At 67.7% G+C, this 13495-nt stretch carries 10 protein-coding genes; 3 read left to right on the top strand and 7 right to left on the bottom strand.

Going from position 1 to position 13495, the window contains the following annotated elements; translation table 11 throughout:
- Positions 1–6 precede the first annotated feature (6 nt).
- On the top strand, positions 7–1434 hold the full coding sequence (locus HW274_RS00165) for an MATE family efflux transporter (RefSeq protein ID WP_075255357.1): 1428 nt from the start codon (positions 7–9) through the stop codon (positions 1432–1434).
- Positions 1435–2240: 806 nt separating this feature from the next.
- Here the strand turns inward: HW274_RS00165 and rplI are convergent.
- The 5 genes from rplI to HW274_RS00140 form a co-directional block, all read right to left on the bottom strand.
- Positions 2241–2696, bottom strand: a complete 456-nt coding sequence (gene rplI / locus HW274_RS00160) for a 50S ribosomal protein L9 (protein ID WP_075255326.1) — start codon at positions 2694–2696, stop codon at positions 2241–2243.
- Between the two features lie 15 nt (positions 2697–2711).
- Positions 2712–2948, bottom strand: coding sequence for a 30S ribosomal protein S18 (gene rpsR / locus HW274_RS00155; RefSeq protein ID WP_003783656.1), 237 nt, complete (start codon positions 2946–2948; stop codon positions 2712–2714).
- Positions 2949–3034: 86 nt separating this feature from the next.
- Positions 3035–3640: a single-stranded DNA-binding protein gene (locus tag HW274_RS00150; RefSeq protein WP_075248150.1), complete on the bottom strand. Its 606-nt coding sequence runs from the start codon at positions 3638–3640 to the stop codon at positions 3035–3037.
- A gap of 27 nt (positions 3641–3667) precedes the next feature.
- The gene (gene rpsF, locus HW274_RS00145; protein ID WP_003788455.1) at positions 3668–3955 is read right to left on the bottom strand and encodes a 30S ribosomal protein S6; all 288 of its coding nucleotides are present in this window, start codon (positions 3953–3955) and stop codon (positions 3668–3670) included.
- Between the two features lie 249 nt (positions 3956–4204).
- Positions 4205–6739, bottom strand: coding sequence for a transglycosylase domain-containing protein (locus HW274_RS00140; RefSeq protein WP_185988937.1), 2535 nt, complete (start codon positions 6737–6739; stop codon positions 4205–4207).
- Positions 6740–7298: 559 nt separating this feature from the next.
- On the opposite strand from HW274_RS00140, the gene HW274_RS00135 reads away from it, so the two are divergent.
- Entirely contained in the window at positions 7299–8675 is a 1377-nt protein-coding gene (locus HW274_RS00135) for an anaerobic C4-dicarboxylate transporter (RefSeq protein ID WP_075255324.1), read from the top strand.
- Between the two features lie 149 nt (positions 8676–8824).
- Positions 8825–12241 (top strand): hypothetical protein, encoded by a 3417-nt coding sequence (locus HW274_RS00130; protein ID WP_075255323.1) that lies wholly within the window; start codon positions 8825–8827, stop codon positions 12239–12241.
- A gap of 169 nt (positions 12242–12410) precedes the next feature.
- On the opposite strand, the gene HW274_RS00125 is transcribed toward HW274_RS00130, so the two are convergent.
- Entirely contained in the window at positions 12411–12569 is a 159-nt protein-coding gene (locus HW274_RS00125; RefSeq protein ID WP_009406747.1) for a hypothetical protein, read from the bottom strand.
- On the bottom strand, positions 12569–13342 hold the full coding sequence (locus tag HW274_RS00120) for a class E sortase (RefSeq protein WP_075255322.1): 774 nt from the start codon (positions 13340–13342) through the stop codon (positions 12569–12571). Before HW274_RS00120 ends, HW274_RS00125 begins: the two co-directional genes overlap by 1 nt.
- Between the last annotated feature and the right edge of the window lie 153 nt (positions 13343–13495).

Here is a 13495-nt window from a genome sequence, read left to right as displayed (position 1 = left end):
TCCACAATGGGGGCCGTGCCCAACACCAGTCGCCCCTCCTCCTCCGGCCTCAACCGTCAGGTCCTGTCCCTGGCCGTCCCCGCACTGGGGGCACTGATCGCCGAACCGCTCTTCGTCCTGGCGGACTCGGCCATGGTCGGCCACCTCGGCGCAGTGAGCCTGGCGGGCCTGTCCCTGGCCTCGACGATCCTGACGACGACGGTGGGCCTTTTCGTCTTCCTGGCCTACGCCACCACGGCGACGACGGCGCGGCTGTTCGGGGCCGGCCGGCGCACCGAGGGCCTGCGGGCCGGCGTCGACGGCATGTGGCTGGCGCTCCTGCTGGGGCTGGGGGCGGGCGCCTTCCTGGGGCTGACCGCCCCCTGGCTGACCGCGGCGATGGGCGCCGACGGCGCGGTGGCTCAGGCGGCCGTGGCCTACCTGCGCGCCTCCTGCCCGGGTCTTCCCGGGATGTTCGTCGTCCTGGCCGCCACCGGCGTGCTGCGCGGCCTGCTGGACACGCGCACGCCCTTCGTCGTGGCCACAGCCGGGGCGGTCTTCAACGTCGTCGTCAACGCGATCCTGCTCTACGGCGTCGGGATGGGGATCGCAGGCTCGGGCGCCGGCACCGCGATTGCGCAGACGGCCATGGCGCTGGCACTGGCCGGTCCGATCGCCCGGGCGGCTCGGGCGGCCGGCGTGGGACTGCTTCCCCACCGCGAGGGGCTGCGGGCCTCCCTGGGCAGTGGGGCGCCGCTGCTCATCCGCTCACTGAGCCTGCGGGTGGCGATCCTGGTGACCGTGTGGGCGGCAACCGCGCTCGGCGAGGTGTCGCTGGCCGCCCACCAGGTGGTCAACGCCCTGTGGACCTTCGCGGCCTTCGCCCTGGACGCACTGGCGGTGGCGGCGCAGGCGCTCATCGGCACCGCCCTGGGACAGGCCCAAAGGGCGCACCCGGACTCCAACGCACCAGAGGCTGAGGGCCTCACCGAGGAGGAGGCCGGGACTGCTGCGGCGACCGCCGGCTGGACCATTGACGAGCTTCTGAAGCGCATGCTGGCCTGGGGGGCCGGAACAGGGATCCTGATCGGAGTGCTCATGGCGGCGGGCGCCGCCTGGCTGCCCCGCGCCTTCACCTCTGACACGGGCGTCATCGCGGCGGCGACTCCGACGCTCCTGGTCGCGGCGAGCGCGCAGCCACTCGCCGGGGTCGTCTTCCTCCTCGACGGCGTGCTCATGGGCGCCGGTGACGGCCGCTACCTGGCCCGCGCGGGTCTGGTGACGCTGGTGCCCTATGTGCCGCTCGCGCTGCTGATCGGGGGCGGCGTGCTGCCAGGGGCTGATGGGGCGACGTCGGGCCTGGTGCTGCTGTGGATCGCCTTCGCCTGGGTCTTCATGGCCGCCCGCGGCGCCACCACCTACCTGCGCTCGCGCGGCACCGCCTGGCGCCACTGACCGGCCGCCCTCGCCCAAGTCTCTTCCCCGCGCGTTCGTACCTTATGCCTCGAGGTCGAGGGTTCAGGGCACTGTGCTGTCTCCTCACTTCTGAGACATGTGAGTGTCATGACTTCTGAGACACTCGCTCGGGCAGGAACCCGGGACAGGCTAGTGGTCCAGGGGGCGAGGATGGCTTAGGGGCGAGACATGACGGGGTGTCGGCGTCCATGGTGCTGACATCACAGGCGCACCGGCGCCGCACAACGAAAAAGAACCGCAGAATTCCAACGATCCCCGCTGGGAACATTGACTCCAGGCCCGGTAATGTCAGCACCGTGGACACCAGGCCGCGCAGGAGCGAGAGTCCGGGGTCCTTACGGCACGGACCGGCACCTCCGTCAACGGCCCTCCTGCGCCGCTCCCTGACCGTCGTCTGCGCTGGGGTACGGAGGCTATGACTCAACGCCGGTCCCGCCTCGAGTCGGCCTGCTCCACGAGGGTCGGGATCCACTGGCCAAGGGTTGTGCATACTGCACGAAGGCCCCACCCACCCAAAGTGCACCCCACCCTCGTCCAGTAACACCCACACCTCGTGCAGTGCAGCCAGACGACGACGGCAGCCACCACAGTGACCGGGCCAGCCCCTCTCCGGCAGACTGAAGCAGCAGCTCTCCCCATCCGGCAGACACACCCCACCGATGTCTCAGATGTCATGACATCCGAAACTCTCAGAAGCCATGAGACAACACAGACCCACGACAACGCCATCGGGCCGGAATCCCCACGGGGAGGACCCGGCCCGACGGCGGAAGAATGCCCGGCGCTCAGCGCGCGGGAACGACGTTGACCTCGAGGGGGGCCACGACGTCGGAGTGCAGGCGCACGGAGGCGCTGTGACGGCCGGTCGACTTGATCGGCGGCACGACCTGAATCTTGCGGCGGTCGACGGCGGGGCCGCCGGCGGCCTTAACGGCGTCGGCCAGGGTCGCAGTGGTGATGGCGCCGAAGAGGCGGCCGTTGTCACCGGCGGTCGCGGAGACGGTCACAACGTTCTCCTGCAGCCAGGCGCGAGCGGTCTGGGCGTGCTCGAGGGACTCGATGGAGCGCTTGCGGCGCGCCTCGGCCATCTGGTCGATCTGGCGCTGGGCGCCCTTGGTCCACGGGGTGGCCAGCTTGCGGGGAAGGAGGTAGTTACGGGCGTAGCCGTCCTTGACCTCCACGACCTCGCCGGCGGAGCCGAGGTGGGAGACGTCGTGCGTGAGGATGAGCTTGGTGGTCATTGCGCGTGCCTCCGATCAGCGAGCCGAGCTCGAGTAGGGCAGCAGAGCCATCTCGCGGGCGTTCTTCACGGCCTTGGCGATCTTGCGCTGCTCCTGGACGGAGACGCCGGTGACGCGACGGGCGCGGATCTTGCCGCGGTCGGAGATGAACTTCCGCAGCGTGGCGGTGTCCTTGTAGTCAATGGTGCCGACCTTGATGGCCTTGACGGGGCTGACCTTCTTCTTCGGCTTGCGAAGTTGGGGCTTCGCCATGGTGGTACTCCTTGGTCTGAGCGCCTGGGCGCTCTACGAGATGAAAAGTGTTGTGTGTGAGGGAACGGGACGACGACGTCGCGGCTTTAGAACGGGGGCTCGTCACCGAAGGAGGTGGAGCCGCCCGTGGCCCACGGGTCGTCCGCGGCGCCACCGGCGGGAGCGTTGTACCCGGACTGGCCCTGGCCGCCGAAGCCGCCACCGCCGTTGTAGCCGCCCTGCTGGGGACCGCCCTGGTTGTATCCGCCCTGACCGCCCTGGTTGCCGCCGAAGCCACCACCCTGGGGGCCGCCCTGGCCGCCACCGAAGCCACCCTGGCCGCCGCCGCGCGGCTGGCGGGTGACCTGGGCCTTGGCGTAGCGCAGGGAGGGACCGATCTCATCGACCTGCATCTCCACCACCGTGCGGTTCTCGCCCTCACGAGTGGTGTAGGAGCGCTGGACCAGCCGGCCCTGGACGATGACGCGCGTGCCCTTGGTCAACGACTCGGCCACGTTCTCCGCGGCGTCGCGCCAGATCGAGCAGCGCATGAACAGGGTCTCCCCGTCCTTCCACTCGCCGGCCTGGCGGTCGAAGGTACGCGGCGTGGAGGCGACCGTGAAGGAGGCCACCGCTGCCCCGGAGGGCGTGAAGCGCATCTCGGGGTCCGCGGTGAGGTTCCCGACGATGGTGATGATGGTGTCTCCGGCCATGGCGTTGTCTCCGTTCCCGGTAGAGGCTCAGGCCTCGGGACGCAGCAGCTTGGTGCGCAGGACGGTCTCGTTGAGGCCGAGCTGGCGGTCGAGCTCCTGGGCGATCTCGGGCGTGGTGGTCATGTCCACGACGGCGTAGAAGCCCTCGGACTTCTTCTTGATGTCGTAGGCCAGCCGGCGCTTGCCCCAGATGTCGACCTTGTCCACGGTGCCCCCGTTGCTGGGAACGACCTGCAGCAGCTTCTCGAGCGTCGCGTTGGCGGTGCGCTCGTCCGTCTCGGGGTCGAGGATGATCATGATCTCGTAGTGACGCATGCTTGGTACCCACCTCCTCTGGTCTGTGGCGGTCACGGTCCTTCCGTGACAGGAGGGTGATGCGTGCGGCGCACCATCCGGTGGACAGAGGTCCATCCGCCTGACGGCGCAGCCAGTTCGCCACATTACCGGACAACCGGGTGGCCCTGAAAGCCGAGACGGTGGGCCGACGACGTGCCATGCAACACGTCATCGGCCCACCGTCAGGCGTCCGCGGGCGGACGGGGTCAGTCGGCGGACAGCGAGGCGCTAGAGAACACCGCCCTGGTTGCCGCCGTTATTACCACCGCCGCCATTGTTTCCACCGTTGCCGCCATTGTTGCCGCCGCCTTGGTCGCCGGGGTTGCCGCGGTTGCCGCCGCCGCCCTGGTCGCCGCCATTGTTGCCACCGCCGGGGTTGCCGGGGTTGCCACCGCCCTGGTCGCCGCCATTGTTGCCACCGCCTTGACCGTCACCTTGACCGCCCTGATCTTCACCAGGCTTCTTCTGGGAGTCCGATTGCTCGGTCTGCTTCCCGTCAGGCTGCGGGGTGCCCTGCGGCGTCGGCTCAGTGGTCGGCTGCGGGGTGGGGGTCGCAGTCGCCTCGGGCGGAGCGGTGGGGGTCGTAGTCGCCTCCTCCTCCGGCTCGCCGGTGGGCTTGGCGGTCTGCGGAACCGTTCCACCACGGGTGGCCAGCAGCTCGGCCGCCGGCGGGAAGTCCTCAACCTCCAGCCCCTCGTGCGCGACATTCATGTAGTCGATGAAGATGTCCGCCGGGTAGGTCGAGCCGGTGATCTCGTCGTACTCCCCCCAGGGCTCGATCGACTCCTCCGAGCCGTCTGTTCCCGTCTGGTAGAGGGTCACCGCGGTGACCACTTGCGGAGTGAAGCCCACGAACTGGGCGGACTTGTTGTCCGACGACGATCCGGTCTTTGCGGCGACCGGGCGATCCATCTTGGCGGCCACCTTGTCCGCACTGCCGTTCGGTCCGGAGACGACCTGCTGGAGAGCGTAGGTCGTGTCCGCCATGACGTCTTCATCGAACTCGCGATGCCCCTTGGTGTCCGCCGTGTAGCGGTCCGTGCCATCGGGGTTCTTGAGGGAGGCCACGATGTGGGTGTCGTGCCGGATGCCCTGCGAGGCGAAGGTGGAGTAGGCCGTCGCGATGTCGATCGTGTGCGGGGAGGCCGAGCCGAGCACGTTCTGGACAAGAGTCCGCTGCTCCGGGGTCTTCAGACCCTCGGTGTTCTCCGGGTAGCCGGCGCGGTTCGCCACCTTGGCCGTGATTCCCTCATCCAGGTCCTCGGCATTCATGAGCTCCTGATTGAGCTGGAGGTAGGGGGTGTTGAGCGACTGCTCCGTGGCCTGGGTGAGGCTGGCCCACTTCAGGGAGACGTTCTTGAAGTTCTGGAACTGATGGCCCTCGATGGTCATCGGCGAGGTGGCCGGATAGCCGCTGTTCAAGGACCATCCGTTCTCCAGGGCGGCCACCAGCGCGAACGGCTTGAAGGTGGAGCCGGCCTGGGCGATGGCATCGGTCGAGGTGTTGACCTGACTGGTCAGATAGTCATCACCCCCGTAGAGCGCCAGCAGACCGCCCGTCTTGGGGTCGATGGACACCAGCGCCTTGCGCAGGTTCGGCGAGGCGCCAGGAGGCAGGGATTTGACCGAATTGACAGCGGCCTCCTGGTCCTTCTGGTTGATCGTAGTGACGATCTTGAAACCGCCGGTGTCGATCTGCTCCGGCGAGATCTTGGCCTTGTTCTCAAGCTCAGAGCGCACCATCTGCAGCAGGTAGCCGTTGGTGCCGGAGTAGACCTGCTTGGTCTGGGACTCCTCGATGTGCGGCATACCCGTCTGCTTGGCCTCGTTGTACTGGGCCTGGGTGATGTAGCCGTCGTCGAGCATGAACTGCAGGACTCGTCCCCACCGCTCCTCGGCCTTCTTCGGGTTCTCAGCCGGGTCCCAGGCGCTGGGGGACGGCAGGATCCCCGCCAGGAGCGCGGCCTCCGAGGGGCTCATGTCCTTGGCGGGATGGCCGAAGAAGGCCTGCGAGGCGGCCTCGATGCCATAGGCGCCACGGCCGTAGTAGACCGTGTTGAGGTAATCGCCCAGGATCTCCTTCTTGGGCTTCTCCCGGTCGATCTTGATGGCCATGATGGCCTGCTTGAACTTGCCGGAGTAGGAGCTGGTGGTGTCGACGTAGTAGTTCTTCACGTACTGCTGCGTCAGGGTCGAGGCGCCCTGGGTGTCGCCTCCGCGCAGGTTGTTGATGAGGGCGCGCGCGATGCCCTTGGGGTCGACGCCCTTGTTGGAGTAGAAGGAGCGATCCTCGGAGGCCACCACCGCGTTGCCGACATAGTCCGGCAGGGTGGAGGCGTCCACCGACTGCCGGTTGATCTCCGCGAACTTCCCCATCTCCGTGGTTCCGTCTGCGTAGTAGACCGTACTGCTCTGAGCCAGCGCGAACTCGCTGGGCTTGGGCACCTTGATGGTGTTGTAGGCCCACATGAAGGCGCCGACAGTGCTGAGCACCCCCAGCAGGAAGACGCCCAGGACGAACCGCCAGCTGGGGATCCAGCGGTGGATCTTGCCCTTACCGGCGCGGGGGTAGTTGAAGAAACGGCGCTTGCGCCCCGAGGCGGCGTCCTTGGAGCGCTCGGCCTTCGACTGCTTGCGCCCCTTTCCGGGCTTCTTACCGCCCCCCGAGACCCTGCCCAGGGTATGCCGACCGGCGCTGGCCACCTGGGTCAGCTTGTTGCCGACGGGGCGGCTGGGTCCGCTCCCACTCGTGCCTTCTGCCACGCGCTCCTCGTTTCGGTTGATGTCATGGAGGTGACTGGGTGCCGCGACGGCGCGGGGGATAACGCTCCGGTTGCGACATGAGGTCCTCATCATGACCGATGTTGGCTGCTGGCGCCGACTCGAAGGCCGGTCACCGTCCAGCAGGACCGCCGACGGCGATCGGGAGTGATCGCTGCGGACAAGCCGCATCGGGCGCCGACATGCGTCCAGTATGAAGGAACACCGGGCCGTGATGGTAGCGATGCGGACCTGGGAACCAGCCATGACGCGACCGACTCACGTTATCCCGTTGTCACCTAAATCGCCCCGAACAGCGCTCTCATGCGCTTTGAGGGTCGACGACGGCGCACCGGGAGCCAGAATGTGAGTTCGCGCCCAGCCGGCAACGAAGCACACCGAGAACGGCCGGTATCCACCAGGACAATGGTCCTCGGCTGCTGGTGAGACACTGACCTCAATCCTCCCGCTAGGTCAGTTTCGCGTATGGGCTCCTCGCCTGCTCAAGGAGCGCCACTCCTCACCCGTCCTCACCCGTTCCGCCCAACCGGGGAGATCCACCATGGATGCCAGCACAGCCCTTCAGACCCTCAGCATCATCCTTCAAGTCGTCATCATCCTCACCTGCCTCATCATCGGGGCGAAGAAGGGCGGGATCGCCCTCGGTCTCATCGCCGGGATCGGCCTGCTGGTCCTCGTCTTCGGATTCCGCCTGGAGCCTGGTGAGGCCCCGGTCGACGTCATCCTGACCATCCTGGCCGTCATCGGGTGCGCCGCCACCCTCCAGCAGTCCGGCGGCCTGGACGTCATGATGCAGGTGGCCGAACGGATCCTGCGTCGACATCCCGAGCAGATCACCATCCTGGGTCCCTGCGTCACCTGGTTCCTCACCGTCCTGTGCGGGACCGGCCACGTCGTCTACACGATGCTGCCCATCATCGCGGACATCGCCATCAAGAAGAACATCCGCCCCGAACGCCCCATGGCCGCCTCATCGGTCGCCGCCCAGATGGGCATCACCGCCTCACCGGTCTCGGTGGCCACGGTCTCCATCGTCTCCATCATCGCCAAGAACACCGATCGGCACTGGTCAGTCCTCCAGATCCTGGCGATCTCCATCCCGGCGTCGCTGTGTGGGGTCCTTCTGGCCGCCCTGTGGTCGATGCACCGGGGCAAGGACCTGGACGAGGACGAGGAGTACCAGAAGCGCCTAGAGAACCCGGAGTTCCGCGCCACCGTCCACTCCAGCTCCGAGACCCTCATTGGCAAGGTGTTCCCGCCCCAGGCCTACCGCGCCACCTGGATCTTCCTGGGCGCTATCGCCGTCGTCGTCGTCCTGGGCGCCCTGGAGGTACTGCGTCCCCAGTTCCCCACGGGCGACAACGGCGCCATGGAGCGCCTGAGTATGAACCTGGTCATCCAGATGGTCATGCTCGCCGCCGGGGCACTGATCCTGCTGACCTGCAAGGTGCAGGCCGGCAAGATCGCCTCCACCGCCGTGTTCAAGGCGGGGGCCACCGCCATGTTCTCCATCTTCGGGGTCGCCTGGATGACCGAGACGGTCGTCCACGCCCACCTGGAGAGCCTGGAGCACAGCCTCTCAGGGGTCCTGTCCCACCACGCGTGGATGTACGCCATCGTCCTGTTCATCATCGGCAAGCTGGTGAACTCCCAGGCCGCCGGCCTGCTCATCGTGGCCCCCATGGCCCTGTCACTCGGGGTGAGCCCGGTGGTCGTCGTCGGGTTCATCGGCGCCTCCTACGGGTACTTCATCCTGCCCACCTACCCCTCGGACCTGGCGGCGATCGGCTTCGATCCCACCGGCACCACCCACATCGGCAAGTACGTCATCAACCACTCCTTCCTGGTGCCCGGGCTCATCGGAGTGCTCACCTCCTGCGTCGTGGGCACCGCACTGTCCCAGATGCTCCTGTCCTGAGCGCCCTGCCCTGAGCGCTCGACGTCGCGCCGGTCGGTCAACGCAACCGGCGACCGACCGGCGGGTGCGACGTCGAACACACTGGAGAAGCGGTCCTTCTAGGCAGAACGTAACAGGAGCGTGTCGTTTGGTCCGTCTAGGCTCGTGCCATGACAACTACAGACGCGGCCACCACTTCCGCCATCGCCCTGCGTTTGGAGCTGCTGGGACTCCCTGTTCCGGCACCGGTCAAGCAGAGTGAGGCGGACCGTCTCATGTCCCCGATCCTGGCTCGCCAGCGCGAGCTCTCCCGTCGGCTGGCTCACCGCCCCTGTGCCGCCGACCAGCGCATTCAGACCTTCCTCGACTCCTACCTGGAGGGCGCGGCCGTCACCCCGAGGCTGCCCCGCTCCACCTTCGTCCTGGACCAGCCTGGCCTGGCGCGGGCCCTGTCGCTGCCTGAGGACGCCACCAGCTTCACCTCCGACTACGTCGAGAGCTACCGAGTGCTCGGCGGCGTCCTGCACAACCCCCGCAACGACCGCCGCACCACTGCCGGCGTCTTCCACGTCGCCGAGGGCGGCCTGCCGATCCCCGATGACAAGATCGCCGTCCCGCGCGATGTCTTCGCCCGCCTGCTGGCCCACGCGGTCGACGCCCCCGAGGACCTGCTGACCCTGCCGTGGGCCTCCCACCAGGAGGACCCGGCCCGCTGCTTCGTGTCCCTGCTGCTGCGCCCCGTCGTCGTGCCCGAGGTCCCCGGCTTCTCCGCCGAGCGCTCCATGGAGATCCGTTTCATCGCCCCCGGCGGCCTGGTCTCCAACCTGGACTTCGTCGAGGGCATCTTCGGCAACGGCGGCGACCCCTACCTGCCGGAGAACGACTCCTCCCTGGCCCCGGAGTCCTGGACCGGCCACACCGGCTGCGTCATCCTTGCCCCGCACCTGACCACCCTGACCAAGAAGGAACTGGGCCTGCCCTCCTGGGAGGAGGCCACCGAGCGTCAGCGCCGCGACGGCCAGTGCTGGAAGGACGAGGCCGAGCTCTACAACGACGGCAAGGCCTTCAAGTGCGTGGCCCGCGACGAGCGCGGCGTCATCGTCACCGTCATCGCGGACAACTACTTCGGCTACTGCAAGAAGGAGGTCAAGACCCAGATCGGGTACTCGGCCAACCTCTTCGGCTGCGTGGAGGAGGAGCACGCCGGCGGCGCCGTCGCCTACCCGCGCTACAACCTGGGCCAGGAGTACACCGACGTCCACACCCCTGAGGGCCTGACCCTCGAGCACGTCATCGAGCGCAACCCCGGCCGCTTCGAGGCGTGCGAGGACGGGTCAGCCGTCGTCGTGGCCGACCCCACCGTGGTGCTGGTGCCCGCCGGCGCCCACTACTCGATGCGCAGCCAGACGATCACCTGGACCGGCCCCGACGGCCAGGAGGCCTCGATCCCGCTGCTGGTGGGCAACACCTACGTAGCCCCCAACGGCTACCGGGTCCACGCCAAGCACCGCGAGGGCGACGCCACCCAGTGGCACCTGGTGGGCACCGCCCCCTGGTCCACGCAGGCCCACAAGCCGGCCACCGTCTCCGGCGGCGGCAAGTCGGAGATCTCCAAGTCCCTCCTGGACGCCTTCGTCTTCGGTGAGGCCTACGTCGGCGACGTCGACGAGGACTTCGACGCCGTCCAGGCGATCCTCGACGGCAACTACGCCGACCGCTTCGTCGACCCGGCCAACAAGAGTGACAACCACCGCTCGATCCTCTCCGAGCGCCGCTCGCTGGGAAGCGTCATCAAGCTGCTGACGCCGTCGTCGATGTACACCGAGGAGTACAACGCCTTCCTGGAGTCGATCCCGGCCCACATCAAGGAGCTCGTCTTCACCGTCAAGCGCTTCTACCAGCCCAGCTGGGGCCAGGACTGGCGCAGCCACTTCTCCGTGGGCATCATCAACGGCCGCAAGGGCAACTCTCTGCGCCTAGACGGTGAGGTCATCAAGGTCAACATGCTGCGTGTGGGCTTCGAGGACGACGGCGCCTGGCGCCTGCTGTCCCTGCGCCCGGACTTCTCGCCGGCGGCCAAAGTCCAGACCGAGGACGACATCACCTCCTCGATCGTGGCCCCCGGCGGCCTGGTCTCCACCCCGGACTCGCAGCTGTCGCGCAAGTTCGTCACCAACTGCGAGTCCCTGCTCTTCCAGCGGCCCGACGACGCGATCGTGCGCGGCTACGACAAGCAGACCGAGTCGGATATGTCGGATCCGCAGGCGGACCTGTTCATCTCCAACTTCCAGCCGCTGACGCCTGCCGATGCCCGGGCGATGGCCGCCGACGCCCCCGGCCTGTCCCGCTTCACCCAGCCCATGCAGGACCTGGTGGCCCGCGCCGCCGCCCTGCCCGAAGCCGAGGACCCCGCCGAGCAGACCTACTGGGTCTCCACGGCCAATCCGCGCCTGGTCAACGGCGCCCCCACCAAGAACCCCCGCTACCTCCAGGTGCGTCCCGACATCGCCAACCCGAAGGACGTGGAGCTGGCGGACCTGACCAACCACCTCTTCCGGGACGTCCCCCTGGACGAGGCGCTGCGCCACAGCGTCGACGTCGTCGCCGCCGGGCGCCGCAACAACCCGCCCGAGGACGGGGTTCCGCCCCTGTGCGCCTACAACCCGCTGCACTACATGGAGCTGCCCGAGCTGTTCATGGAGTTCATCTCCTCCATGACCGGCAAGTCCCCCTCGACGACGGGCGCCGGCAGCGAGGGTGCGCTCACCAAGGCCCCGTTCAACGCCCTGCCGGCCATCTACGACCTCAACGCGGCCCTGCTGTCCTACGCCCTCAGCGGCTACGACGGCTGGCTGTCCTCGGCCGGCTACATCGGCCCGAAGGTGCAAGTGGCCCACGACATCTCGCTGCTCATCCCGGAGATCTTCTCGCGCATGAGCGCTGAGGAGCGCGACGCCCACCGCCTCGTCGAGGGCGGCTACCTCGAGCGCATCGAGGACTTCGAGTACGAGGGTCGCACCGTCCAGGCCTCGCGCCTGGGCTACCGCATGAACCAGGCCTTCACCTCGACCTTCTTCGGCCGGATCTTCCTGCACCCCGACGTCGTCTTCACCGAGGAGATGCTGCGTCCCGAGCTGCAGGATGAGGCGGTCTTCGCCGACTCGGTGGACATCATCGTCACCACCCACAAGGTGGTGGCTGAGCACTACCGGGCCGACGGCTCCATCGAGTGGGCCGTGCCGCCGCTGCGGGCCCTGCTGGAGATCATGATCGACGGCACCTCCCGCGAGGGCTGGGACCTGACGAGCCCGGAGTTCCGCGCCCTGTTCGAGCGGGAGAACATCCTGAGCTCGTCGTGGTACGCGCAGCGCCTGGACGCCAAGGTCGCCCGCGACACCCGCCTGGCCCAGCAGGCCATCGAGGACCTCACCCGCTTCTACACCGCGGAGAACAACGAGGAGGTCGTCGAGCGCCTGGGTATCGAGGGCCGCCTGGCCGAGGCCCGCGCCTGGCTGGACAAGGTCAGCTCTCCCGCCTACCGCGAGCACCTCGTGGGCACGCTCGGCCTCCAGCCCTCGCTGGCCTGAGCGGACGTCGCGCCGGGCCTGCACCGCACTCCCGCAGGCCCGGTGGCGCACCCGCCCTCTCGCTGACGACGAAGCGCGTGTGGGGGAACAGGATTCCTGTTCCCCCACACGCGCTTCGTTCTTCACACTGTCTCTCAGTACCGATGGACGAGGCCTGGCGGGGCGCCGGTCAACCGACGTCGGCGTTACCGGACAGGTGCCAGGTGGCGTTGGCCCAGGGGAAGACGTACTGCATGAGCACGTAGACGACTCCGGCGATGAGGATGAGCGACTCAATGGCCTTGAGCCACGCGGGACCCGGCAGGTGCCGCCAGATGAAGCCGTACATCAGTTGACCCCCGGATCGTTGAGCACGGACTCCGGACGGCCCTCGGAGCGATCCATCCAGTAGGCGAACTTCGCGTGGACGATCCAGCGCTGGTCATTGCCGAACTCGCCCGCGGTCGATCCGTGGCAGGTGGTCAACGTGATGTACCGGTCGGTGGGCTGGGCGTCCGGCTGGTTGGGGACAGGGGCGATGACCTCGACCTGCTCGGGCTGGACGAGCTCGTGGCCGGTCACCTTGAACACGTACCAGGTCTTGGCGGTGGAGACGACGATCTCATCGCCCTCCTTGAGCAGGTCGATGCGGCGGAAGGAGTTGCCGTAGGTGCGCCGGTGGCCGGCGATCGCGAAGTTCCCGAGCTCTCCGAGCTGCTGGGTGTTGGTGTAGTGACCCGCAGCGGCCTGGTCCAGGACGTCGGATCCGGTGCCCTCCATGATGGGCATGTTGTTGTTGGTGACGCCGTACCACTTGGGGACGACGAGCATCCCGATGGTCTCGCCGTAGCCGACCTGCTCCATGACGGGCGGAGCATCGTAGTGCTTCTCCCCCGCCCGCTTGGGGGACTCGACCTGCTTCTCGTGGAACTGCGTGGCCACCGCCTTCGCACTGGCATTGGCGTCGATGCCGGTCCACCACAGCTGCCAGCACAGGAAGAGGGCGACGACCAGACCGGCGGTGATGAGCAGCTCACCGATCCCGGTCAAGGTGCCGTTGAAGATTCGGACAGCACGACTCTGGCCGGGTGCTCGGTGTCGCACAAGACCTCCTCCAGTCATTGCCCCTCCTCAGAACTAAGGCATCATCAGGCTAGCGGCCAGTCTAAGGGGGTACACCCCCCACATGACCAGCCAGGAGTGGTGGACTCATCACAGGATGCGCCGCGAGGAAGCTTCGCAGCATGTCCTAGGCTAGGCCCGGATGTATTGCGG

The organism is Actinomyces sp. oral taxon 169, assembly GCF_013394715.1.
GTDB lineage: Bacteria > Actinomycetota > Actinomycetes > Actinomycetales > Actinomycetaceae > Actinomyces.
Note: the sequence above shows the minus strand (reverse complement) of the source record. Positions and strands in the feature narration are given on the sequence as shown.

What these genes read in the sequence shown, in the direction of transcription:
- HW274_RS00165 (WP_075255357.1), top strand. Translation starts at nt 7, where the DNA reads ATGGGGGCCGTGCCCAACACCAGTCGCCCCTCCTCCTCCGGCCTCAAC.
- rplI (WP_075255326.1), bottom strand. Translation starts at nt 2,696, where the DNA reads ATGACCACCAAGCTCATCCTCACGCACGACGTCTCCCACCTCGGCTCC.
- rpsR (WP_003783656.1), bottom strand. Translation starts at nt 2,948, where the DNA reads ATGGCGAAGCCCCAACTTCGCAAGCCGAAGAAGAAGGTCAGCCCCGTC.
- HW274_RS00150 (WP_075248150.1), bottom strand. Translation starts at nt 3,640, where the DNA reads ATGGCCGGAGACACCATCATCACCATCGTCGGGAACCTCACCGCGGAC.
- rpsF (WP_003788455.1), bottom strand. Translation starts at nt 3,955, where the DNA reads ATGCGTCACTACGAGATCATGATCATCCTCGACCCCGAGACGGACGAG.
- HW274_RS00135 (WP_075255324.1), top strand. Translation starts at nt 7,299, where the DNA reads ATGGATGCCAGCACAGCCCTTCAGACCCTCAGCATCATCCTTCAAGTC.
- HW274_RS00130 (WP_075255323.1), top strand. Translation starts at nt 8,825, where the DNA reads ATGACAACTACAGACGCGGCCACCACTTCCGCCATCGCCCTGCGTTTG.
- HW274_RS00125 (WP_009406747.1), bottom strand. Translation starts at nt 12,569, where the DNA reads ATGTACGGCTTCATCTGGCGGCACCTGCCGGGTCCCGCGTGGCTCAAG.
- HW274_RS00120 (WP_075255322.1), bottom strand. Translation starts at nt 13,342, where the DNA reads ATGACTGGAGGAGGTCTTGTGCGACACCGAGCACCCGGCCAGAGTCGT.